The 22650-nt window shown below is 61.0% G+C and carries 19 protein-coding genes; 10 read left to right on the top strand and 9 right to left on the bottom strand.

The window, feature by feature from the left end:
- The first annotated feature begins 2 nt into the window (after window positions 1-2).
- The 4 genes from NKI59_RS10820 (at window position 3) to NKI59_RS10805 (ending at window position 4289) form a co-directional block, all read left to right on the top strand.
- Window positions 3-1094 carry an ABC transporter ATP-binding protein gene (locus tag NKI59_RS10820; protein WP_352704100.1) on the top strand — a complete coding sequence of 364 codons (1092 nt, stop codon included), beginning with the start codon at window positions 3-5 and terminating at the stop codon, window positions 1092-1094.
- Window positions 1095-1113: 19 nt separating this feature from the next.
- On the top strand, window positions 1114-2031 hold the full coding sequence (locus tag NKI59_RS10815) for a carbohydrate ABC transporter permease (protein ID WP_502901044.1): 918 nt from the start codon (window positions 1114-1116) through the stop codon (window positions 2029-2031).
- Entirely contained in the window at window positions 2028-2876 is an 849-nt protein-coding gene (locus NKI59_RS10810; RefSeq protein ID WP_352704095.1) for a carbohydrate ABC transporter permease, read from the top strand. The genes NKI59_RS10815 and NKI59_RS10810 overlap by 4 nt, the downstream gene beginning before the upstream one ends.
- A 93-nt stretch (window positions 2877-2969) precedes the next feature.
- A complete protein-coding gene (locus tag NKI59_RS10805; protein WP_352704093.1) occupies window positions 2970-4289 on the top strand; it encodes an ABC transporter substrate-binding protein in 1320 nt (439 codons plus the stop codon).
- Window positions 4290-4471: 182 nt separating this feature from the next.
- On the opposite strand, the gene minE is transcribed toward NKI59_RS10805, so the two are convergent.
- From minE to minC, 3 genes are read right to left on the bottom strand one after another with little or no spacing between them, the layout of a single operon-like run.
- Window positions 4472-4744 carry a cell division topological specificity factor MinE gene (gene minE, locus NKI59_RS10800; RefSeq protein WP_023677151.1) on the bottom strand — a complete coding sequence of 91 codons (273 nt, stop codon included), beginning with the start codon at window positions 4742-4744 and terminating at the stop codon, window positions 4472-4474.
- Entirely contained in the window at window positions 4741-5556 is an 816-nt protein-coding gene (gene minD / locus NKI59_RS10795) for a septum site-determining protein MinD (RefSeq protein WP_352704091.1), read from the bottom strand. The genes minE and minD overlap by 4 nt, the downstream gene beginning before the upstream one ends.
- A gap of 19 nt (window positions 5557-5575) precedes the next feature.
- On the bottom strand, window positions 5576-6295 hold the full coding sequence (gene minC, locus NKI59_RS10790) for a septum site-determining protein MinC (RefSeq protein ID WP_352569034.1): 720 nt from the start codon (window positions 6293-6295) through the stop codon (window positions 5576-5578).
- 238 nt (window positions 6296-6533) lie between these two features.
- On the opposite strand from minC, the gene NKI59_RS10785 reads away from it, so the two are divergent.
- Window positions 6534-7394: an alpha/beta hydrolase gene (locus NKI59_RS10785; protein ID WP_352569035.1), complete on the top strand. Its 861-nt coding sequence runs from the start codon at window positions 6534-6536 to the stop codon at window positions 7392-7394.
- Between the two features lie 94 nt (window positions 7395-7488).
- Here the strand turns inward: NKI59_RS10785 and NKI59_RS10780 are convergent, their stop codons facing one another.
- Window positions 7489-8595 carry a glycosyltransferase gene (locus NKI59_RS10780; protein WP_352704088.1) on the bottom strand — a complete coding sequence of 369 codons (1107 nt, stop codon included), beginning with the start codon at window positions 8593-8595 and terminating at the stop codon, window positions 7489-7491.
- Between the two features lie 8 nt (window positions 8596-8603).
- Window positions 8604-10154 (bottom strand): GumC family protein, encoded by a 1551-nt coding sequence (locus NKI59_RS10775; protein WP_352704086.1) that lies wholly within the window; start codon window positions 10152-10154, stop codon window positions 8604-8606.
- A 167-nt stretch (window positions 10155-10321) separates the two neighbouring features.
- Here NKI59_RS10775 and NKI59_RS10770 point away from each other — a divergent pair, with 167 nt between their 5' ends.
- The gene (locus NKI59_RS10770; protein WP_352704083.1) at window positions 10322-11599 is read left to right on the top strand and encodes a VpsF family polysaccharide biosynthesis protein; all 1278 of its coding nucleotides are present in this window, start codon (window positions 10322-10324) and stop codon (window positions 11597-11599) included.
- A gap of 19 nt (window positions 11600-11618) precedes the next feature.
- Here NKI59_RS10770 and NKI59_RS10765 read toward each other — a convergent pair whose 3' ends face one another.
- Window positions 11619-13061, bottom strand: a complete 1443-nt coding sequence (locus tag NKI59_RS10765) for a glucosamine inositolphosphorylceramide transferase family protein (protein ID WP_352704082.1) — start codon at window positions 13059-13061, stop codon at window positions 11619-11621.
- A gap of 201 nt (window positions 13062-13262) precedes the next feature.
- Between NKI59_RS10765 and wecB the strand changes: the two genes are divergently transcribed.
- From wecB to NKI59_RS10750, 3 genes are read left to right on the top strand one after another with little or no spacing between them, the layout of a single operon-like run.
- Window positions 13263-14417, top strand: coding sequence for a non-hydrolyzing UDP-N-acetylglucosamine 2-epimerase (gene wecB, locus NKI59_RS10760; RefSeq protein ID WP_352704080.1), 1155 nt, complete (start codon window positions 13263-13265; stop codon window positions 14415-14417).
- Window positions 14410-15741 (top strand): UDP-N-acetyl-D-mannosamine dehydrogenase, encoded by a 1332-nt coding sequence (wecC, locus tag NKI59_RS10755; protein ID WP_352704077.1) that lies wholly within the window; start codon window positions 14410-14412, stop codon window positions 15739-15741. The genes wecB and wecC overlap by 8 nt, the downstream gene beginning before the upstream one ends.
- Window positions 15738-16541 (top strand): WecB/TagA/CpsF family glycosyltransferase, encoded by an 804-nt coding sequence (locus tag NKI59_RS10750; protein ID WP_031211886.1) that lies wholly within the window; start codon window positions 15738-15740, stop codon window positions 16539-16541. The genes wecC and NKI59_RS10750 overlap by 4 nt, the downstream gene beginning before the upstream one ends.
- Window positions 16542-16585: 44 nt before the next feature.
- Here the strand turns inward: NKI59_RS10750 and NKI59_RS10745 are convergent, their stop codons facing one another.
- On the bottom strand, window positions 16586-18025 hold the full coding sequence (locus NKI59_RS10745; RefSeq protein WP_352704076.1) for a lipopolysaccharide biosynthesis protein: 1440 nt from the start codon (window positions 18023-18025) through the stop codon (window positions 16586-16588).
- A gap of 169 nt (window positions 18026-18194) precedes the next feature.
- Here NKI59_RS10745 and NKI59_RS10740 point away from each other — a divergent pair, with 169 nt between their 5' ends.
- On the top strand, window positions 18195-19313 hold the full coding sequence (locus tag NKI59_RS10740) for a glycosyltransferase family 4 protein (protein WP_352679239.1): 1119 nt from the start codon (window positions 18195-18197) through the stop codon (window positions 19311-19313).
- On the opposite strand, the gene asnB is transcribed toward NKI59_RS10740, so the two are convergent.
- Both asnB and NKI59_RS10730 read right to left on the bottom strand, forming a co-directional pair.
- Window positions 19287-21212, bottom strand: coding sequence for an asparagine synthase (glutamine-hydrolyzing) (gene asnB / locus NKI59_RS10735; protein ID WP_352699406.1), 1926 nt, complete (start codon window positions 21210-21212; stop codon window positions 19287-19289). The two genes, NKI59_RS10740 and asnB, sit on opposite strands and share 27 nt — an antisense overlap.
- 168 nt (window positions 21213-21380) lie before the next feature.
- Window positions 21381-22622 carry a glycoside hydrolase family 5 protein gene (locus tag NKI59_RS10730; RefSeq protein WP_352679233.1) on the bottom strand — a complete coding sequence of 414 codons (1242 nt, stop codon included), beginning with the start codon at window positions 22620-22622 and terminating at the stop codon, window positions 21381-21383.
- Between the last annotated feature and the right edge of the window lie 28 nt (window positions 22623-22650).

The following is a 22650-nucleotide window of genomic DNA, read 5'->3' as shown; positions in this document are numbered from 1 at the left end:
ACGTGACGGCCGATATCGAGATCAGGAACGTGAGCAAGCAGTTCGGTGCCATGACGGTGCTGGATCATCTGTCGCTCTCCATAAGGGCACGCGAATTCATCGTGTTCCTAGGCCCGTCCGGCTGCGGAAAATCGACGCTTCTTCGAATGATCGCCGGGCTCGAAGCTGTCGATAGCGGCGAGATTGCCATCAACAACGAGCGCATCGATCATTTGCCGCCGGGCAAGCGCGGCATTGCCATGGTGTTCCAATCCTATGCGCTTTATCCGCATATGACGGTGCGCGACAACATGGCCTTCGGCCTTGCGAATATCGGCGTACCAGGCAAGGTCATCGAGGCGCGCATCAATGAAGCCGCCCGCATCCTGGAAATGCCGCATCTGCTCGATCGCAAGCCGGGCCAGCTCTCCGGCGGTCAGCGCCAGCGCGTCGCCATCGGCCGTGCGATCGTCAAGGAGCCGAAGGCCTTTCTGTTCGACGAGCCGCTTTCCAATCTCGATGCGGCGTTGCGCACCCGCACCCGCATCGAGCTTGCCCAGCTTCACCAGCGGCTGCAATCGACGATGATCTTCGTCACCCATGACCAGGTCGAGGCAATGACGCTGGCCGACCGCATCGTCGTCATGAACAATCGCAAGATCGACCAGATCGGTACCCCGATGGAGATCTACGAGCGCCCGGCGACCAAATTCGTCGCGGGTTTCGTCGGCGCGCCGGCGATGAACTTCGTCGATGCGACGCTTGACAGATCCGGCGAGAACGCCACGGCCAGGTTTGCGGACGGCGTCTCGGTGCAGACCGAGATCGCCTCCAGCCAACTGACCGATGGCAAGTACACTTTCGGCATCCGTTCTGAAGACGTGCGCATCGTTGCCGCGGGACAGGGCAATGCCGGCGGCGTGGTCGATGTGCTCGAGCGGCTCGGCGAACGCACCCTGATCTACGCGCGGTTGGGCGATGGCCAGCAGATCGTCGGCTCGGATGCCGGCAACAGCCGCGTCGCCGTCAGCGACAGAATCGGGCTCGCTTTTGACGGCCAGAAATCGCATCTGTTCAACGAGACCGGCCGCGCCTGGCATGCGAGGGAGGCCTGAGATGGCTGACCGGCTGGCGATGTCCCCGACCGCGACGCTTGCTGTCGGCGTCAGAGCCCCTACCGCCGACATCTATGCGCCGCAATGGCGAAACGTCATTTTCGTTGCGCCATTCTTGTTCTTCTTCACCACGCTGCTGCTCTTCCCGCTGCTCTGGGGGATGTGGCTGAGTTTCCACAAGGCCGACACGTTCTCGTCCGGAAATTTTGTCGGTCTCGGCAATTACTCCAGGCTGTATCACGACAAGGTCTTCCTGCAATCGATCTGGAACACCTTCTATTTCGTGCTTCTGACGGTGCCGACGCTGGCGCTGATCGGCCTTTTCCTGGCGCTTTGCCTCAACCGCCGCACGCGCGCTGCCGCGGTTTTGCGGACGCTGTTCTTTTCCTCGTCGGTGCTATCGGTCACCATCGTCACGCTGATCTGGCGCATCGTCTTCATTCCGAATGTCGGCCTGTTGTCGACGATCTACGGATGGTTCGGCGCAACGGCTCCGGCCTTCATTTCCGACCCCAGCCTTGCGATGATCGGCATCGCCATTGCCACCATCTGGTGGTGCATCGGCCTGCCGATGATGCTCTTTCTCTCAGCACTCCAGCAGATCCCGCAGGACATTTACGAGGCGGCAGCGCTGGACAATGCCAATCGCTGGCAGACGCTACGGTCGATCACGCTGCCGTCGATCAAGCGGACCTTCATCCTGGTGATCATCATCCAGATCGTTCTGCAATTCCAGCTGTTCGGCCAGGCCTGGCTAATGACGCGCGGCGGTCCGAACAATCTGACCAAGCCGATCGTGCTCTATATCTACGATACCGCATTCCGTCGCTGGGATCTCGGCCTGGGCGCCGCTGCATCGGAAATCCTGTTCATCCTCATCCTGGTCGCGGCCATGGCCCAGTACCTGGTGACACGCAGCAGGGGAGACCAGGCATGAGCGCCCCAGCAGCTTCCATCAAGGGCCGGGCATTTGGCGACCATTTGTTATTGGCCCTGGTCATCCTGCTTTCGATCGTCATGATCGCGCCGGTTCTGTGGGTCATCGGCCTGTCACTCAAGGACAATACGGAGCTGATGGCCGATCCGAACTCGGTGTTTCACGTACCCTATACGCTGAAGAACTACATCAACACCGTCGGCACCTCGTCCGTGTTCATCTGGGTGCGCAACAGCATCATCGTCTCGGGCGGATTGACGCTCGGCACGTTGATCCTGTCGTCGCTCGCCGGCTACGGTTTTGCACGGCTGAATTTCCCCGGCCGAGACGTGCTGTTCGTGATCGTTCTGTTCGGTCTGGCGGTCCCGGAACAGGCCGTGCTTGTCGCCCGTCACCAGATATTCAGCATGCTGAAGTTCCACAACACCTATCAAGGGCTCATTCTGCCGGGCCTTTCGGCTCCGTTCGGTGTCTTCCTGATGACCCAGTATTTCAAGGCCATCCCGAAGGAGCTGGACGAAGCCGCCATGCTCGATAACGCCAGCCGGCTCAGAATTTTCTGGAAGGTGCTTCTGCCGCTCACGCTGCCTGCGCAGGCGACGCTCGGCATCTTCACCTTTCTCGGCGCCTGGAACGACTACTTCTGGCCGCTGATTTCGGCGACGAGGAAGGACATGTTCACGCTGACGGTCGGCATGGCCTCGACCCAGACCAACTTCGCCCAGTCCGAAGGCATCGGCTTCCTGATGGCGCAGGCGGTGTTCGCCGGTGCACCGATCCTGATCGTCTACCTGTTCTTCCAGAAATACATCGTCACGGCGGTCTCCGGCGCTGCGGTGAGATAACGAAGATTGCCTGACGGCCGGGGAATACGCAGCGATTGAAGCACGAAAGCCAATCCAGGGTGGAGCGGCGGAAACTCAGTAGGAGGAACTGATATGAAACTGAAGAAAATACTGTTTGCCGCAGTCTCTGCGGGCGCAATGATGCTCGCAAGTCCAAGCTTCGCGGCCACGGAGCTGAGCGTGCAGCGCTTTTTCGGCGCCTGCGATGCCGATTTCGGCACCAACACCGATGCCACCAAGGCCGTTGGCGAATGCGGCATCATCACGTCGCTGATCAACAAGTTCAACGCCGACAATCCCGATGTCCATGTCAACGTCACCACCGTGGAATGGCCCGGCTATGATCAGCTGACCGCGCAGTTCGCTTCAGGCGACGCTCCGGACATCGTCACGATCCATGAATCCGTACTGTCGGATTATCAGTCGAAGGGCCTGTTGATGCCGCTCGACGATCTCTTGAAGTCGGTCGGCGTGACAACCGACGCCTTCACCGACGCGGCGCGCAATGGCGCCACCAAAGACGGCAAGATCTACGGCCTGCCGATCGACAGCTGGACGATGCTCTATCACGTCAACATGGATCTTTTCAAACAAGCCGGCCTGGTCAATGCCGACGGCACGCCGATTTTTCCAAAGTCGCCCGAGGAACTGCTCGCCCAGGCCGAACAGTTCAAGCAGAAGACGGGCAAGCCTTATTTCGTCCAGAACCTGACCAATGAGACTGCACTCTACACACGCAACCTCTACACCTATCTTTTCCAGCAGGATTCCGATTTCTTCGCCGATCCGAAGCATGTGAAGTTGAATACGCCGGAAGCCAAGAAGGTCGTCGAGATGTACAAGGCGATCTTCGAGAAGGGCTACACCACCAAGGATCTCGATTATGGCGGCTCGATCAACGCCTTCCTTGCCGGCGAGGGTGGCGTCCACCTTAACGGCACCTGGGTGGTCGGCGATTACAACGCCCAGTCCGAGACCAAGGGTACGGCGCTCAACAAGGGCGGCTATGCGGTCTATCCGTATCCGCAGCTGTTTCGCGGCGCCCACGCGCAATATGCCGACGGCCACACCTGGGCCGTTTCGCAGAAAGACCGCACGCCTGAACAGATCGCGGCTATCGGTAAATTCCTGAAGTTCTTCGCCGACAACGACTTCGAATGGTCGCGCACCGGCCACTTGCCGGCCTACAAGGCCGTCATCACCTCGGACGCTTTCAAGGCACTGCCGCATCGCAACACGATCTCTGCGGTCGCTGATCTCGGCAAGCCGCTGCCGTCCGCCGTACAGCGTCAGTTTGCGATCCAGGACATTATCGGCGAAGAGATGAGTGCAGCAATCAGTGGCCAGAAGGACGTCGATACCGCGCTTGCCGACATGGAAAGCCGCGTCAACGAATTGCTCGCCAACATTTGATCACGGGTTTCGAAAGGCCCTCCCAAGGCCCCCGCGGCTGGAAACGGCCGCGGGGTTTTGGTGAGGGAGTGGTTATTGTCCTCGAATTGCGAGAACTTGCCGGTGGCGACCGGGTCAAACACGCCAACCACGGCGCCGCAACCTCGGCAGCAGCCGACGCAAGCCCTGGCCGGAGGATTCCGTTAGAACGCCGCGGCCATGGGCATTGCGACCTTGTTAGGGATCTGGATGTCGATCTCCAATCTCGACGTCGTTTCGCCGTGATCCATGCTCACCTGCAGGAAATCCTGGTCGACCTGAACATGCCGGGCGATCACCGCCATGATCTCCTCGCGCAACACCGAGACGAGATCGGGCTGGTTGCGGCTTCGACGCTCGTAGGCCAACAGCAGTTGCAAGCGCTCGCGCGCCACCGGCGCGCTGCCGCGGCGCTTGAAGATATCGAGCAGGTTCATGCTGCCCTCCTTCCCAACAGCCGGTCGAGGAGGCCCCTCCGTTCGAAAGGCAGAATGACCGGCAGGTCCTCGCCCTCGAGTCTTCTTGCCGCGTCGATATAGGCGCGTGCGGCGGGGTTAGTGTTTTCGCTGAGCGTAACCGGCGCGCCCACATTGGATGCGCGCAGCACGTCCTGGCTCTCGGGAATTATTCCCAGCAAGGGCGTCGACAGGATCTCGAGCACGTCGTCGATGCTCAGCATCTCGCCGCGGGCAGCGCGCGCAGCATCGTAGCGCGTGACGAGGACGTGTTTGACAATCGATTCACCTTGCTCGGCTTTCATCGTTCTGGAGTCGAGCAGGCCGATGATGCGATCGGAATCGCGGACCGAGCTCACTTCCGGGTTGGTGACGATTACCGCCTCGTCGGCAAAGCGCATGGCAAGTTGCGCGCCCCGCTCTATGCCGGCCGGGCTGTCGCAGAAGACGTAGTCGAAAACGGAGCGCAGCTTGTCGATGACGTCGGCGACGCCTTCCTCGGTGAGAGCATCCTTGTCGCGCGTTTGCGAGGCCGGCAGCAGGAACAGCGTTTCGAGTCGCTTGTCACGGATCAGCGCCTGCGAAAGCTTGGCGGTTCCCTGAATGACGTTGACGATATCGAAAACAACGCGCCGCTCGGCACCCATGATCAGATCGAGGTTGCGCAGGCCGACGTCGAAATCGACGAGAGTCACCCGCTTGCCGGTTTTCGCGACCGCGGCGCCGAGAGCGGCCGTCGAGGTCGTCTTGCCGACACCCCCTTTGCCGGATGTGACAACCACTACCTTGCCCATATTTGTGCCTCCAATGTTGTTAGTTGAGCGGTGCGACGCAAAGTGCGCCGTCCTCGAGAAAGGCCTGTACCGGCCTTCCTCGCGAGGAGGCGTCCATCTCCTCGGCAGTGCGGTACCAGCCGTCCACCGCCAGAAGTTCGGCTTCGTTTTTCCGGCAAAAGATGCGAGCCGCGGAATTTCCCGTGGCGCCGGCGAACGCACGTCCACGCAGCGTGCCGTAGACGTGGATCGATCCTCCGGCGATGATCTCGGAACCGGAACTGACGGAGCCGACAATGACCACATCGCCATCGGGATGAAAGATCGACTGGCCGGAGCGGATCGGTGCCTTGATCATCAATGAGTTCGGCGCCTGCGGCTCTTCCGTCTTGGCCTCAGCTGCGGCCTTCGGGTCCGGCTGCACGTAAAGCGCGTCGGCGGTGGCCTCCTTGGCGCCAACGAGGAGCGGCGGCAGATCGGCACCGAGAGCAACATTGCCATCGGCCTCGATCGCGTAAATGCGAATCCCGCGCTCCGCGAGCTGTGAGACCAGATCCCGCATCTCGCCCACCTCGGGCTTGAGTATATTCAGATCGAGCACGACCGGGCGGCCGGCAAAGAAGCCGGGAGAGTTTTCGGTCCAGTGATCGAGGCTTTGCAGCCATTCCCCTAGCGGGGCCTCAGGGGTGAGGGTGAAGGCTACAAACGAGCGCGCTCGAAAGCGTATGGACTTGTTTTGGATGGGAGCGACGCAGGTCACAGAGGCGAGTCCTTACTGATTGGTTAAGGCTAGCCCGGCATGGTTAACGAAAAGTTAATGGCGGCTTCCCGAGGCGTTGGCGGAGGCATTCTTTTTGCCCCTGATCGCCCCGCCGGCGCCCTGCTTCCGATGCACGACGAGGTCCTCCTCGCGGCTGCCTGGAGGCGCCTCCAGTTCACGCGGTCGGCCGACCGGTATATTGTTGCCGGAATGCCGGGCCTATTAAGGAGTTATCGATTTGACAAGCGTTGCCAGGGGGCCTGTCGCGGATCGCGGTCGCGCTACCTATGACCTTGGCGCGACCGCCATCTTTGCTTCCAAATCAGACCCGCGCTTTCACTATTGCCTGTATGTGCCTCCCGCGGTTGGGGAAGGGGCCAAAGTCGATCTGATGGTCGCTGTCCATGGCACCGGCCGCACCTCTTTTCTTGGATTCCGCGATGCGTTTTCCGAGTTCGGACGCTGGAACGGCTGCGCCGTTTTGTGTCCGCTGTTTCCAATCGGCGTTCTCGGGGATGATGCCCGCAGCGGATACAAATATTTGCTCGAGGGCAACATACGCTACGATCAGGTGCTGCTCGCCATGGTTGAGGAGGTCAGCGCCAAATACAGTCAGGATTGGAGCCGCTTTGCCATGTTCGGATTTTCCGGCGGCGGGCATTTCACGCATCGTTTTGCTATTCTGCATCCCGACAGGCTCTGGGCGGCCTCAATCGGCGCGCCAGGCTCGGTGACCTTGCTCGATCCGACGCGTGACTGGTGGGTGGGCATTCGCGATCTGCCGGAGAAGTTCGGCATCACCTTCGATGCCGCAGCGCTGGCAAAAGTGCCTTTCCAGATGATCGTCGGCGACGCTGACCTGGAGACTTGGGAAATCACTCATGTCCAAGGCAGCACCCATTGGATGCCGGGCGCCAACGATGCGGGGCGGACACGGCCGGAACGCCTCATGGCATTGTGTCGATCGTTCGAGGAGGCGGGGGCGCGCGTGCGCTTCGATTTGCTGCCAGGCGTATCTCATGAACGGGATGCGGTTCTCGATTCGGTCAAGGATTTCCTCGCCCAACAACTCAAGGAACGAGGGAATGTCTCACGATAAATTCGTTGCGCCCCAGCCCGTAAAGAGATTATCGCAATCAAAGCCCGACCACGTCGACCGCATCCCACCGCGATCTACTGGCAGTGCGTAATGACTAGAGCAACGCTTCGTATTGATCGCCAATCTTGTCGACTGTGAAATCCGCCGCCCTGTTTTTCAGCACGGCAGCAGGGGTGGGGTGGTCCAGCATCTCGGCCATCGCCTTCGCCAGGGCCGCGGCGTCACCGACCGGCACCAAGGTGCCGAAGCGGCCGTCACCGAGTATTTCGCGCGGGCCATGCGGAGCATCGGTGGAGATTACCGGGACACCGGCGGCCATGGCCTCGACCAGCACATTGCCGAAGCCCTCGCTGGTCGATGACAGAACGAACAGATCAGCCGCGGCATAGCAAGCCGCGGGATCGTTGACATAGCCGGCAAAGAGCACGTCCCCGTCTATGCCGGTCTCTTCGGCATAGGCGTGCAATTCGGCAGCCAGCGGACCTTCGCCGAAGATAACAAGCCGGGCGGGGCGGCCGGCGCGCAAGGCAGCGAAGGCCCGCAGCAAAGTCCGGTGGTCCTTGACCGGTACCAGGCGCCCGGCGGTGGCAATGACCGGCACATCGCCCATCGCCGCCAATGCTGCCTGCCAGGCATAAGAATTCCCCTGCGGTGCTTCAGCCGGCGGCAGCGGGTTGTTAATGACGACGACCTTGGATTCGGGAAAGCCGCGGGCGATGATGTCACGGCCGACACCCGCTGAAACGGCGATGGCTTTGGTTGCACGCGCTGCAACCAGCGCGGAAAGCCAGATCGCCAGCCTCGCGCCGAGGCCGCTGGCAGGCAGCGAGGCGGCGGCATGGAAACTTGGAAAGAATTTTGCCCGGCTTCTGGCCAACATGAGTGACAGCGCCATCACCAGATTGGCGAATTCCGGGGCGCTATAGACCGCATCAGGATCAAGGCGGCGCAACAAATTTGCGCTTCGCACGATGCCTTTCAGCGTCGCCGACTTGGCGTAACCCTCGCCGCGCAAGAGAAGGCCGAAGTCGACCAGATGCACGGCAGCGGAACGCAGCGCGGCGTTAGGACCTTCCGCGTTCCAGGTAAAAAGCGTGACCTCGTGGCCACGCGACGCCAGTTCATTTGCCATCAGGACGAAAACACGTTCGGCGCCGCCGCCCCTCAGGCTGGCGATGTGGAAAACGATGCGCTTCGCCATGCCTTGCTTCAGGCTCGGCTGGCGGCAAGGCCTGGTCGGTTCGGCGGCCGGCGCATGTCCCGGATGATGCCCATCCCGATGGCCAGCAGCATCCCCAGGGCAAAGCCTGCGAACGCTCCGGCGCCTGCCACCAGGGCAGTGCGCGGGGGCCATGAGCGCGCGGGCGGGGGCACCGCGGTCGAAATCACCTGTACGTTAGTGGTATCGATCTGCTCGCGCTCGCTGATTTGGCGCGCACGTGACAGGAAGCTCTCATAGACCGCTCTCTTCGACGCGGCATCGCGTTCAAGTTCACGCAGGGCGACTTCGGATTCGCTGTCGGTGAATACATTGCTCTTCAGATCGTTCATCCTGGCGTTGAGAGAAGCCAACGAGGCCCTGGCCTTGTCCAGGCTGGCCTTTGCCGTGCCGATGGTGCGGGAGAACTCGGCCCGGAGTTGCGAGTTGACGGTCTCGAGTTCCGTCCTGAGCCTGACAATCGTCGGGTGGCGCGGACCGAAGGTCATCGACTGTGAGTCGATCTGCTGCCGCAGGCTGTTTGACCTGTCGCGCAGCGCCGCGAGCGCTTCCGAAACCGTGGGGTCGGGATTGGCCCCGTTAATACCGGAGGCAACCAGGGCGTCGTAGCTTGCCTGCGCGGCGATGACACGCGATTGCGCATCGACGATTTCGCCATTGAGCTGCGTCAGCGTCTGCGAACTGACGAGCTGGCCATTGCTGGACGACAGGTTGTGGCTGCGCCTGTAGCTCTCGACCTTCTCTTCGGCTGCCTGCACGTCGCTCTTGAGTTGGCCAAGCCGGCTGTCAAGGGCAGCCGCGGCACGGCTGGCGCCGGCAGCTTCCGCCTTGGCCAGTTCTTCCTGGAAGTTTTTGACTATGGCCTGCGAGATCAGGATCGCCTTGGCGGTGGTTTCCGCAGATACCGAGAGGGTTGTGACAAACGAGGTCGGATCCGCGATGGCGTCTACCCGGTCCGCCAGGTTCTTCAAGGCAATAAGCCTCGGGTCGGGCTTCGCCACAGCGCCAGACGAGGATGTGCTCCGGTCCGGATCGAAGAATTCTGGATCGTGAGTCAGATTCAGTTCGTCCACCACACGGGAAAGCACATTGCCCGAGGTCAGGATGCGCTGCTTGCTGCGCGTGCTGAGCAACTGGCTATCGACCTGGCCCGGTTGCGAGTAGAGGTCGTTTTCCACAACCTGCAAATTGGATGGGTTGATGAGAACCTCGGTCGTGACGGTGTAACGCTGCTTGCTCAGCAATGCATACGCGCCACCGACAATGCCGCCGATTACCGCCAGCATGAAGGCCAGGGCGAGGCCGGCCCGCAGCCACACGAACAGGCGTCGAAAATCGAGCTCGAGGAAATCGCCGATCTTGTCCAGGGTCACAGTCGCGACAGGCTCTGGAGGTTGCGGCGTCACCGGCGCGGAGCTTAGCGCCGCGACTGGGCCATGCTGTTGCAGCAATGCCCTGCGCCGTGCATTGGCGATGCGCTCGAATGCACTGTTATTGGAAGCCGTTGCGGAGATAGGGGGTGTGCCGGAACCGGCAGACATGGTGACAACCCTTGTTAAATCATTACGCTTGGCCTGCTCTACAGAAACATCGTTAACATCTTATTTTCCAAGTTGGCCCATTTTGCCGTTCACACGGTCCGCTTGGCGGACGCTGAAGGGATTTCGTCGCCCAGAATGCCGTTCGAATATCGCCATTTGGATGGGCCATGAGCTATCCCGCTGCCGCTTCGGAACGAGTGTTGTCCGGTCGAGCGCGCCGTCACAACGCGCTGTCGCTGCTGTTTTTCCTATGCGCAGCGTTCGCGCTCCTGCTTCGCTTTACGGTGTCGCCGCAAGTGATGAACATGGTCGTCGACTATACGGCCCAGGGAGGCTCGTTCTACGAAAAGCTGCATTTCGGCACCTATGCGATCATCCTGCTGCTTCCTATCGTTCTTTTCAGCCGGCCGTTTCTGCTGCACGGCGATGAAATTGGAATATTCAAGGCGTTGATCCGCTATTCGGTGCTGATGTTCGCGCTGGTGCCTTATCTGTTCGTTACCGGCCGTGCGGGCTCCTCCGGCTTCATCATCGATACCTATCTGGTGGCCGGCGCCACAGGCCTGTTGATGCTGGCATTGAATGCAGAGGTGCGGCGGGCGTTGGGCGACGTCGTGCTTGGAATGGCGATCCTGAGCGCTGTCATCGGCACCATCGAGGCGGTGACTCAACATCGGTTGTTGCCCTATGGCTTGAACGAACTGCAATTCAGGCCAACTGGCCTGTCGTCCCATCCGCTGGCACTGGGCGCGCTCTGCGCCACAACTATCGGATTCGTGCCGCTGACGCACTGGCGCATCTGGGTGCGGGTGATGGCGATCTTCCTGTTGTTCATCGGTTGCGCTGCGTCAGGCGCTCGCGCTGCGCTGATGCTCGCCACGGCGGAAATCCTCATTCTGCTACTGTTCGTGCCCTGGCCGGGCCTATCGCTCAAATACGAGCGGCAGGCCAAATTTTTCGTACTGATGTTCACCGTCGCCGGTGGCGCGGTGCTCGTAGCTGTACTGTTTGCGGGCGGTCTGCTGAATCGGTTCAGCAACACCATCTTCGACGAAAACTTCATGGCCCGGGTGACCATTTACCAGGTATTCGGACTAGTCAGCTGGAACGACATCCTGTTCGGCATGAACGTTGACGACCTGCTGGCGATCGTCAGGCAGAAGCTGCATCTGCCCTACATCGAAAGCGCGCCTGTGGTAATTATCTTGCTCTTCGGCCTGCCCATAGCCCTGCTGTTTACAGCGCTGATATTCTGGTTTGTCTTCCGGCTGCTGCGCGGGGCGCCGCTGCCCGCGTGGATCGGCACCATAACGTTCTTGCTTGCCGCGCTGTCGAACAACGCGCTTTCGTCAAAAACGCCGGACATGACGATCATCGTGGTGTTGCTGCTTGCCTACAGGGACCAGTCTTCGGTCGCTGCATTGAAGCCGACTGAGATCCGTTAAGCACGGGCCTCGGATCCGCTCAGCCGGCGCTGTCCACGACCTCGACACGGCCGGCGCGATTGAGCGTGTGGATGCCCGCCCGAGCCCATGCCGGCCCCGGCTCGATGGGGCGGGGCAGTTCAAAACGGACGTCGAAATCGTCAAGCCGATCCAGCCGCATCAAGCCGAGGCCGCCACCATAGGCTCTCGAGCCGTTTTGCACCGGCAGCAGCAGCGAGCCGTCCTGGCGGATAAAGGCGCCGCCGGGCCGAGTGGCCGAGTGATCGACGGCGACCGGATTGAGCGCGTGCGCAGCCCAGGGTCCACGCAGCGCCGGAGCGGAATAGACGGCCATCGTGTCGGATGCGCTGCCGTGACCGAACCGCTCAGTCCCCAACAGCCAGAAGCGGCCGTCGGATTCAAGCAGCGTGGCGTCGTTGAAATCCCTGTCCGTCATCAGCACCGTATCGCGTACCCAGCGATCCGGAAACTGCACGGCACGGTAGAGCACCAGTTCTCGCGCCGTAGCGCTTTCAGGGATCATGAAAATCTCGCCGGAGTGAGCGAACACCTGCGGATATGACAGGTGATGCGCTTCCTCCAGCACCACTTTCGGCACGCCGAAAGTGCCGTCGGTGCCAAGTTCGGCGACAGAAATCACGCCGCGGCCGGTGGCGTAGGGAAAGTCCTCAACAAAAAGATAGTGGCGGCCGTCGCGCTCGAGGACGAACGGATCGGCGTAGAATCGCTGCCCGTCATCGGCAAGCACGGTGAACGGCTTGCCATCCAGCTGTCCGGTTTCGGCGACGCCTGGACCGTCGATCAGCCGGTAAGCAACCTGCCAATAGAAGGGGCGCCGACCACGTCGCAGTTTTTGCACGGCGCGGTCGACCAACCCCCTGCTGAAAAAGGGCAGATAGTGCCTGATAAATCCGCCTTTCTGCAGGGGCGGCGCCGGGCTCTCAATAATCGGCGCAAGTTTGCCCGCGAAAAAGCGGGCGACACATTGGGCAATCAGGGAGATGGCGCCGGCGAGCAGGTCGTTGCTGATCCGGGACAGCCACAACCGGTCGCTGATCATCGGCCGCGCCCTGGCGACGGCAACGCCGTCGAGGCGCGCGGTGAGTTCAGGCAACCGCCTGCTCGCCAGCATCTCGGTCATGCCCGCGGCAAAGCTGCTTTGGCCGCAAAATTCGAGCGTCAGGACAGGCGTGCGCCGTCGTGCGGCGGTAGCGGTGAGATCGACTATAAGATCGACTGGGCCGGTGTCGCCGGACGGCAACGGCCGGGAACGGCTTGCCAGTGAGGGGCCGAAGCGCCGGCCCTCGAGCGCCAGCACATTATCCATCGTGCGCGCATTGGGTTCAGGCGTCGGCGCGCGGCAACTCGAAACCGCATGTCCAGCCGCACTCAACCGCGCCAGAAGCTCATTTTCCCAGCGCCGGGATGCGTCGGCGTGGCCGATGATTAAAATATTAGTCAATCCAATATATTCTTTTTCAAGACTACTGCCATAGACTACTTGTCAGCCCAACCTTTCACAAGAGTTAACCCGGGAGAACGCGGCCTTGGTTGTTAATCATATATTAAGAATTGAGATCACGAAGGCGCTTTCCGGCGCTATTATGGCTCTTGCGGGCAATAGTCGGCATGTCCCGAAGGCTGCAGGCGACCAGGATCAGCGATGAACGTCCTTTCACGTCCAAAACTGCCATCCAGGCAGAAACTGCTGATTGTGTTCGGCACTAGGCCGGAGGCACTCAAATGCTTTCCAGTGGCGCGTGCCGCCCTTGCTCATCCAGGCTTCATCACCGAAATATGCATAACCGCCCAGCATCGTGAAATGGTCGACCAGGTTGTCGAACTGACCGGCTTGCCTGTGCACCACGATCTCAACATCATGCAACCCGGCCAGTCGCTGTTCGATGTGACCTCGCGCGTGCTCCTAGGCATGGCCGAGGTGCTGGACAAGGCGAAGCCCGATATCGTCATGGTGCAGGGCGACACCACCACGGCGATGGCCGCGGCTCTGGCTGCCTTCTACAAGCGTATCCCCGTCGCTCATGTCGAAGCAGGATTGCGCAGCCACAACATCAACTCGCCGTTTCCTGAAGAACTGAACCGCAAGATTGCCGGCGACATCGCCACCTGGCATTTTGCGCCGACCGTTCAAGCGCGCGACAATCTCATCGCCGAAGGAAAGGCCGAAAGCAGCATCTTCGTGACCGGCAACACCGTGATCGACACGCTGTTGCATTTTTCAAGCGCGATCGATGCCGACAGGCTGATGAACGCGAAGCTCGCTGCCAGCTTCCCCTTCCTCGACCCTTCCAAGAAGATGATCCTCGTCACCGGACATCGCCGCGAGAATTTCGACGGCGGCATCCAGCGCATCTGTACGGCGTTGAAGGGATTGGCGGCGCGCGGAGACGTGCAGATCGTCTACCCTGTCCATCCAAACCCCAATGTGCGCTCGGTGGTCAACGCAGAGCTGGAAGGCGTGCCGAACATCTATCTGGTCGAGCCGCAGGACTATCTGCCGTTCCTGTACCTGCAGAAGCAGAGCTATCTGGTGCTTACCGATAGCGGCGGCGTGCAGGAAGAAGCGCCTTCGCTCGGCAAGCCGGTGCTGGTGATGCGCGAAAATACCGAGCGACCCGAGGGGATCGTGGCCGGCACCGCCCGTCTTGTCGGGACCGATGTCGAGAAAATCCTGTTCAACGCCAATCGCCTGCTCGACGATCGGGCTGCCTATCTCGGCATGGCGGAACGACACAACCCATATGGCGATGGCCGGGCCAGTAACCGGATTGTTGAGGAACTGCTGCATCATGGCTGAAATAAGAACCGTTTCCGTAATCGGCATGGGCTATATCGGCCTGCCGACCTGCGCCATTTTCGCCAGCCGCGGGCTCAACGTCATCGGCGTCGATGTCAACGGAGCGGTGGTCGAGAAGGTCAATCGCGGCGAAATCCACATCGTCGAGCCGGACCTTGACGGTCTGATCCAGAAGGTCGTGGCGAACGGCAAGCTCATGGCCTACAGCACGCCGCAGCCGGCGGACGCCTATATCATCGCCGTGCCGACCCCGATGACCCCCGATCATAAGCCGGACGTGACCTACGTGCTCGCGGCGGCACGAAGCATCGCCCCCGTGCTGAAGCGGGGAGACCTTGTGGTATTGGAATCGACATCGCCGGTTGGAACCACGCGTATCATGACCGGGCTGCTTGCCGAGTTGCGGCCTGATCTCAAATTTCCTGTCCAGCATGGCGAAGACGCCGATGTGCTGGTCGCCTATTCGCCCGAGCGTGTGCTGCCGGGAAAGGTGCTGACCGAGCTGATCAACAACGATCGCTCGATCGGCGGATTGTCCCGCAAATCGTCGGAGCGGACCGCGGCACTCTATTCGACCTTCGTCACCGGCGACCTGTTCATGACAACGGCCGAAAGTGCTGAGCTGGTGAAACTGACGGAGAACGCGTTCCGCGACGTCAACATCGCCTTTGCCAACGAGCTTGCCGCCGTGTGTCAGGATCTGTCGCTCAATGTATGGGAAGTGATCGATCTCGCCAATCGACACCCTCGCGTGAACATCCTCCAGCCGAGCCCGGGCGTCGGCGGTCACTGCATTGCGGTCGATCCATATTTTATCATCGACGCCGCACCCAACAGCACGCGGCTGATGGCTTCGGCACGCCGGATCAATTCCGAGCGGCCGATGTCGGTGGTCAGGGATATCGAGGCCTTGCTCGACCCCTCCCGCAAGCAAACGATCGCCTGTCTTGGCCTCAGCTTCAAAGCCAATATCGACGATCTGCGCGAGAGCCCGGCCGTCGAGGTGGTGAAACTTCTGTCCGATATCCCCAATGTGAAGATCATTGCGGCTGAACCCAACACAAATGCGCTGCCGCATGAGCTCGAGGGCAGGGGCATCGTGTTCACCGACGCACTTTCGGCCATCGACAAGTCCGATATCGTCGTCCTCCTGGTCGACCATCGGCAGTTCAATCTGGTCGACCCCGAAGCGCTCAAGGACAAGAAGCTCGTCGATACGAGGGGTCTGTGGACGTGGCGCAAGGCACGCAAGCCCGACGCCCGCATCGAAGGCAAGAAACCAGAGGTCGCACAAGTGACGCTTGCAAGGGAGCAGGCCGCATGAACGCGCACGCCCCGGCATGGGCGCAGCATTCCCTGTTGGCATCACGGCGCCGGGAGTTCCTTGGCGCACCGATCCATGCGCTGACCATGGCCGAGACACTGGCCATCGCCGACGAGGCGATGACCCTGGGGCGGCCGCTGCATCATGTGGTCGTGAACGTCGCCAAGCTGGTGACCATGCGCCAGAATGCCGAGCTGCGCGAGGACGTGGCCGGGGCGGACGTGGTCAATGTCGACGGCATCGGCGTGCTTTGGGGTGCACGTCTGTGCGGCGTCGCGCTGCCCGAGCGGGTGGCGGGCGTCGACATCATGATCAATCTGCTGAGCCTCTGCGCGAAGCGTGGATTCAGGCCGTATCTGCTGGGGGCCGAACAGCACGTTCTCGACGCGGTTGTAGTGAGACTTGCCAAGGACCATCCGAGCCTCGTCATAGCGGGAATGCGCAACGGCTATTTCAAGCCGGAGGACGAGGCCGGGATCGTCGCGGCGATCAACGCCTCGGGCGCCGACTGCCTGCTGGTGGCCATGCCGACACCGCGCAAGGAACGCTTTCTCAAACGCTACCGCGATGAACTCGCCTCAAGCTTCGTGATGGGCGTGGGCGGCAGTTTCGACGTCTATGGGGGCAAGGTTGCCCGTGCGCCGAAGCTGATACAAGCGGCCGGCCTGGAGTGGTTGTTCCGCGTCGTCCAGGAGCCGCGACGCTTGTGGCGCCGCTACTACGACACCAACACTGCCTATGCGGGACTGCTGTGCCGGGAGTTCTGGGAGCGTCGCTGGCGCCGAAACGCCGGTTTATAGTTTCGCGTTCCCCCACAAAACAGGCGTTGACCCTGGACTTCGCTTTACGCGATCCGCAGCCGCGCCCGCAGCTGCGCGACGAATTGCGTCGCTGCCACAGGGTGGAACAACGAGGTCAGCCCGAAGAAAACCGCAGCACCGGCAGTGCCGCCGGCGACAAGCGAGAAGATCGCCGGCACGTCGCCCGCAACCATGCTGGCAAGCTTGGCGGCCACCCCCGTGCTGAGCGAGATGACCACCGAGACACCGATGTCGCGCCATGGCACCGGCACCGGTGTGAGTCGCTCGCTGATGATAATGCAGGTTATGGAGCCCACCACCGAGCCGCCCGCCAGCGCCAAAGCGGCGCCGATCTCCGCCATCGGGGGGATCAACAGCAGGGACAATGCGATTGTTGCCACCGAGCCGAAGAGATTGGCGATGATCAGCAGCCACGGCCGCTTGTGCGCGTGCACCACGACGCCATAGACGAAGCTGGTGAGGTTGGCACACAGCACGCTGAAGGCAATGATCGGAAACAGCAGGCCGAAGCGGCCGTGATATTGCGAGGGCAGCATGAGCTCAGTGATATCGCTGCTGAGCGCGACCAGCATCGCTGCAATCGGCAGGCAAAGCCGCATCATCAGCGCCATCAGTTGCGACAGCAAACGACCCGATGCCGCGGGCCCGTCCTCGTCGAACCGGCTGACCACCTCGGGAAAGGCGCCCATGTTGATGGCGTTGGCAACCATGTCGATCGGCTGGCGGGCCAGCGCATAGGCTGCGGCGAAGATCGCGACAGCGCTGGCGTCGTAATAGATCTTGAGGAACAGACGCTCCGCACTGTTGAGCCCGAAGCCAACCAGCGCCATGATGATCAGCGGCACACCGAGCGCAAAGAAGTCCCTGTGGGTGAAGCGCGGCGGACCGGCAACGAGCCGTCGCGATGCCATGATGCCCGCCACGATGCCGGCAATCAAGGCGCCGAGGCTCGAGCCGAGCGACACCGTCAGAAAGCTATCCTGAAAGACAAGGATAGCGCCGATCGGTAACGCCAGTTGCAGCAGGGCACGCAGGGCTTCGAGCATCGAATAGACCGAATGGCGCTGCTGCATCTGCAGCACCGTCAACGCGAAACGGCTGATGGATCCGGCGACCAGATAGCCGCAGACCGCGATCGCGAACTCGACCCAGCGTTCAGGCACGATCACCGCCGACGCGCCTACCGATATGACCAGCGCCAGTGCCGTGGTGGCCAGCAACACCTGCCCGGCCAGCATCAGGCTGCCTCGGCTGACTTCGCCCTTGCCGCCAAGCCTGAGCAAGGCGATGCGCAGCCAGTTGGTGACGGCAATGTCGGTCATTTCGCCGACGGTCACCACCAGGGTGAGCAGGCCATACTCGGTCTGGTCGATCAAACGCGTCACGACGACCAGCAGGAGCAGCGCCGAAATTCGCGTCAGCAGGATCGCCGGAGCATAAATGAGCGTGGAACGGAGCAGCAAGGGCGTGTCCCTGGAAAACTCACCTTCGACTAGCCGCCGACTGGCGGAAAATCCAGCCCGATGACGCCGAAGGGTGAACAGATTCAGTTTGAACTAAAAGATTTGCCGTAAACCTTATCGGGAACGTTTGCTTTGCAGTTACCCGGTCTGTGTTATTTAGAGTACCATCATGTTGCAGCGCCTCATATCCGATCGAAAAATACATGTCCTGGTCGCGACGCCCTCGGGCGTTTCGGGGCAGGGCGGCATCGACCGCATCATGGGGGCGCTGAAGCAGGAGTTCGAACGGCAAGAAATCGCCGACATCGATGTGTGCTTCCTTGCCAGTCGTGGCCCGGGGCATGTCGGACTTTCGATCTTCTATATGCTCGGTTTTTGCTTACGGATGCTTAAAGCGCGTCTGGCTGGACGCGCCGATGTCATTCATATCAACATCTCAGTTTCCGGGAGCACCTACCGCAAGATGGTGATCGCCGCCTGCGCACGGCTGCTGTCGATACCCTATGTCCTGCATTTGCACGGGGCGCAGTATCAGACATTCTGGAAAGCCGACCGCGGTTTCATAAGCCGCCGTATCAAAGCTCTGTTCGAGCATGCCGATCGGGTGATCGTTTTGGGCAGGCTTTGGCGCGATTTCGTCGCCAGCCGGGCGCCGGGCGCAGCCGGCAATATCGTGATCGTGCCCAATGCGACCGAAGTCCCGTCGCTGGCGCATGTCGGCGGCGGCGACCATGTGCATATCCTGTTCCTGGGCCGCATCGGCGACCGCAAGGGCGTACCGCAATTGCTCGAGGCACTGCACCGCATGAGCTCTGTCAAGAATTGGCGCGCCACGATTGCCGGCGATGGCGAAGTCGAGGCGGCACGGGCAAAGTCAGCCGCGCTGCGGATAGCAGACCGGATCGCCTTTCCGGGTTGGGTGGGACCGGACGATGTCGCATCGCTGATTTCTTCGGCCGATATTCTGGTTCTTCCATCCTTCGCCGAAAATCTGCCGATGTCGGTGATCGAAGGCATGGCAGCCGGTTTGGCGGTGGTGGCGACCCCGGTTGGCGCCGTCGAAGACATAATCACCGACGGGCAATCCGGGCTGCTGGTGCCGCCAGGTGATGTTACAGCGTTGACCGAGGCGCTGAGCCGCCTCGTGGAGAACCCGGCACTGCGGGCAAAGCTTGGTGCCGGTGCCATGGCCGTGCATCGGGAACGGCTTGAGCTCGCCCCGTTTGTCGGCGCAATCTGCGATGTCTGGCGGTCGGCCGCGTCAAGCCGTCAACCGGTCAAGCGCTGAGGCCGACGATCGCGGCGGCGCGTCGAGCCTGAATTCGCGGTGGAATATCTCCAAATTCAACAGCGCCCATATCAGCTTTTCGTGGTCTGCAGCACGCGTGGTGTGTTCCGAGACGATTTGATCAAGCTGTTTCGGGCTCAAATAGCTGCGGATGACGGAGTGAGGCGAGCAAAGATGGTCATGCACGTAGTTCCTCATCGATCCGCGAAACCATTCGGCGACCGGTACCTTGAACCCGACCTTGCGGCGGCTGAGAATTTCCTCCGGGAGGATATTGGCCATGCTGTCGCGCAGGATCTGCTTGCTGTGCAACCAACCCAGCCTGTAGCGATCGGGCAATTTGCTGACGAATGAAACCAGGTCGCGATCGAGGAACGGCATTCTTCCTTCGATTGAACCGGCCATCATCATGTGGTCGCCTCGTTCCAGGAGATTGTCAGGCAGCCACGATGTCTGATCGAAAAACAGCACGCGGCGAAGATGGGAGGCCGCAGCGCTTGACGAGAACGGAAAGTCGTTGCGCTCATAACGTCGATTTGCGGACGCGCCGATCAGGCAAGCGCGCTGCTGCGCCGAAACGGCTCCAAACCAGGAGACCATCCGGGCGGCAAAGTCCCTTTCGCCCGCGGTGCGGGCAAACGTATCGACCTTGGCCGACGCGCCCGGCATGGCGCGTACCAAAGGGGAAAGGACGTTATCGTGCAGCGAGGCTGGAACAAGCGACTGGTAGATCCCGGCCAGTGATTCCGCGCGATGCTTGGGATAGCCGCCGAGAAGCTCGTCGGCTCCTTCTCCGGTGAGCACCATCTTGATGTCCTGCGAGGCGCGCTCCGACATCAGGTAAATTGGAATATCGCTGCTTTGCGAAACAGGTCCCCCGCGTTGGCGAACCATCGCGGGCAGGTGATCCATCAGATCGCCTGGCTGGATGACAAGTTCGCAATGATCGGTCTTGAAATGATCGGCAACGCGCCGGGCGAATCCAAGTTCGCTATAGGCTGCGTCGTCGAACCCGACGGAAAACGTGCGAATGGGCGTGGCGCTATGCCTGGCCATCAGGGCGACGATAGCCGAGGAGTCGAGTCCTCCGGAGAGAAAGGCTCCAAAAGGTGCATCGCTGCGCATCCTGATCTCGACGGAATGGTCGAGCAGTTCCAGAAATCGCCGCTTGGCGGTTTTTCGGTCGATCCGCTCGGTCAGGGCCGCCTGGTCCGGAGGCGTATAGTAACGCGTTTCCTTGACTACCCCCTGCGACCAGACAGCATAGCTTCCGGGATTGAGCTTGCGAATCTGTTTAAAAAGCGTGCGTGGTCCCGGCACATAACGCCAGTTCAGATACTCGTCCACGGCATCCAGATCGAGTTGCTGCGCATCTTGCTGCGCCGACAACAATGCGTTGATCTCCGAGGCAAACAGCAGCAATCTTTCGCTTTGCATGAGGTAAAGCGGCTTTTCCCCGAAGGGATCCCGGCCGAGGATCAATTCCTGCCTCTGAGCATCCCAGAGTGCAAAGGCAAACATGCCGCTCAGCCGGTCGAACATTGACAAGCGCCACTGATCGTAGGCTCGGAGCAGCACCTCGGTATCGGAGCGCGTTCGAAAATGATGGCCAAGGCCGATCAGTTCCTGGCGCAACTCGATGTAGTTATATATCTCTCCGTTGAAAATTATTTTGAGACGACCGTCCTCAATCTGCATCGGCTGATTTGACTCGGGCGCCAGGTCAATGATCGCCAGGCGGCGATGGACCAATGCCAATTGTTGCTCGCCGGTATTCAGGTCCAATATCTCGGTGCCTTCGGCATCGGGACCGCGATGCCGCAATGCGTTTGACATTCTGGCGGCCCGCTCTTGTGGATTTTTAGCCCTTCGACCGATCCATCCGGCAATTCCACACATCGTTCCCCCTAGGCGCGCGCATTCCTCACTTCAGTACAACAAATGTGTTAAACACTTCGTGCCAACACAACCCAACCGCGAGAAAAGCTGCCACAGGCCGTTCCTCGATCAGGCCCGGCGGTCAAGGTTCGCCGCCGGCTATTCACCGGTGAGAGGGAGTGACGGCACCTATGGCAGGCCCAATGCCTGCAGCATCTCCGGGTCGGGAACCGGGGGGCCATCGGGCGGGATGAGGCTCATCCCATAGGGATTGGAGAACTCCCAGACAGACCATGGGATCGCGAAGCGTTCGGCCTCTCGGCGCACTGCCTTGAGATAGCGCGAACGGTCGGCCTCAAAGGCGCCCATGCGGCCGTCCGCGGACATGAGGATAGCGCCGAATTCGCCCATGAAGAGCCGCCGGCTGGGAATGCCATGGCCTTCAGCCCAGTCGACAGCCTGGCGAAAGCTCGCCTCCAGTTGGCTCTGGCCCCAGTTCTGCTCGAAATAGTTCGCGATTGCTTGGCGCGCGGTGGCCATGTTCATGACCTGCTCGACCCTGCTCAAGCCGGCAGCTTCCATCCGCGCTCTAAGGGTTTCGGTCACCACTTCGGGTGTACTGCTGTCGGCCGGCCAGGGAAGTCCCGAAGCAAAGCTGATCGTGTCATCGGGCCGCTGGTGGGTGAAGCTGTGCGGCTCATACATATGGAAGCTGTAATAGAGGTTTGGGTCATCAAAGCTGGGGCTGAGGTTGACCAATCCGGCAATGCTGCCGCCGCAGGCGCCGGTTGCAACGATGGTAAGTTCGCTGCTGACCGCTCGAATGTCGTGGACGGTCCCTGCCATGATCCGCTGCCAGTGATCGCTGCCGCTCGCATCGCAAGGGTAGTATGCGGGCTCGTTGTAAGGTTCGAGGGCGACTTTGTCGGTCCCTATCTTGACCAGCATGGCGGCGACCGCCACAACCATTTGACGATAGCGGGCAACGCCCTCGCTGTCGGCGCCGCCATAGATCATCTCCATGCTGTAGTCGGGAATCTGAGTGACGCCATGCAGGTCGAAAACCACCTTGAGGCCGGTCGACGTGATCCGCTCGACGGCGGCGGCAAGTATGTCCAGCGCCTGCTGCCGCTTGGCGTCCCCGCTGGCAAGCAGCGGGCCGGGATCGACGCTCAGCCGGACGAAGTCGAAGCCCATCGATCGGATGTAGGCAAACACCTCCCCGGCCGGCCAGTCGGTGAGCGGCCTGCTTTCCGCAAGCCACTCCTTTTCACTGCGATAGGGCGGCCAAACGTAGGTTCCGTCTTTCTCCACCGGCGACCAGTTGAGCCACTGATGCACGCCAACGCCGCGCTTGAGAGGGATGGGCTCTGCCTCGGCCGCCACAAGCAAGGCGAGCACCCAGGCAACAACATACACCGCTTTTCGCATCGCTCCCTCCGCATGCTCGCGGGAGATA

This window comes from Mesorhizobium sp. M0598 (genome assembly GCF_040320865.1).
Classification (GTDB): Bacteria; Pseudomonadota; Alphaproteobacteria; order Rhizobiales; family Rhizobiaceae; genus Mesorhizobium.
The sequence above is the reverse complement of the archived record's forward strand: the minus strand, read 5'-3'. Positions and strand labels throughout refer to the sequence as shown.

What these genes read in the sequence shown, in the direction of transcription:
- minD (WP_352704091.1), bottom strand. Translation starts at nt 5,556, where the DNA reads ATGGGCAAGGTAGTGGTTGTCACATCCGGCAAAGGGGGTGTCGGCAAG.
- minE (WP_023677151.1), bottom strand. Translation starts at nt 4,744, where the DNA reads ATGAACCTGCTCGATATCTTCAAGCGCCGCGGCAGCGCGCCGGTGGCG.
- NKI59_RS10775 (WP_352704086.1), bottom strand. Translation starts at nt 10,154, where the DNA reads ATGTCTGCCGGTTCCGGCACACCCCCTATCTCCGCAACGGCTTCCAAT.
- NKI59_RS10770 (WP_352704083.1), top strand. Translation starts at nt 10,322, where the DNA reads ATGAGCTATCCCGCTGCCGCTTCGGAACGAGTGTTGTCCGGTCGAGCG.
- NKI59_RS10805 (WP_352704093.1), top strand. Translation starts at nt 2,970, where the DNA reads ATGAAACTGAAGAAAATACTGTTTGCCGCAGTCTCTGCGGGCGCAATG.
- NKI59_RS10815 (WP_502901044.1), top strand. Translation starts at nt 1,114, where the DNA reads ATGTCCCCGACCGCGACGCTTGCTGTCGGCGTCAGAGCCCCTACCGCC.
- NKI59_RS10810 (WP_352704095.1), top strand. Translation starts at nt 2,028, where the DNA reads ATGAGCGCCCCAGCAGCTTCCATCAAGGGCCGGGCATTTGGCGACCAT.
- wecB (WP_352704080.1), top strand. Translation starts at nt 13,263, where the DNA reads ATGAACGTCCTTTCACGTCCAAAACTGCCATCCAGGCAGAAACTGCTG.
- NKI59_RS10730 (WP_352679233.1), bottom strand. Translation starts at nt 22,622, where the DNA reads ATGCGAAAAGCGGTGTATGTTGTTGCCTGGGTGCTCGCCTTGCTTGTG.
- wecC (WP_352704077.1), top strand. Translation starts at nt 14,410, where the DNA reads ATGGCTGAAATAAGAACCGTTTCCGTAATCGGCATGGGCTATATCGGC.
- NKI59_RS10740 (WP_352679239.1), top strand. Translation starts at nt 18,195, where the DNA reads ATGTTGCAGCGCCTCATATCCGATCGAAAAATACATGTCCTGGTCGCG.
- asnB (WP_352699406.1), bottom strand. Translation starts at nt 21,212, where the DNA reads ATGTGTGGAATTGCCGGATGGATCGGTCGAAGGGCTAAAAATCCACAA.
- NKI59_RS10750 (WP_031211886.1), top strand. Translation starts at nt 15,738, where the DNA reads ATGAACGCGCACGCCCCGGCATGGGCGCAGCATTCCCTGTTGGCATCA.
- NKI59_RS10780 (WP_352704088.1), bottom strand. Translation starts at nt 8,595, where the DNA reads ATGGCGAAGCGCATCGTTTTCCACATCGCCAGCCTGAGGGGCGGCGGC.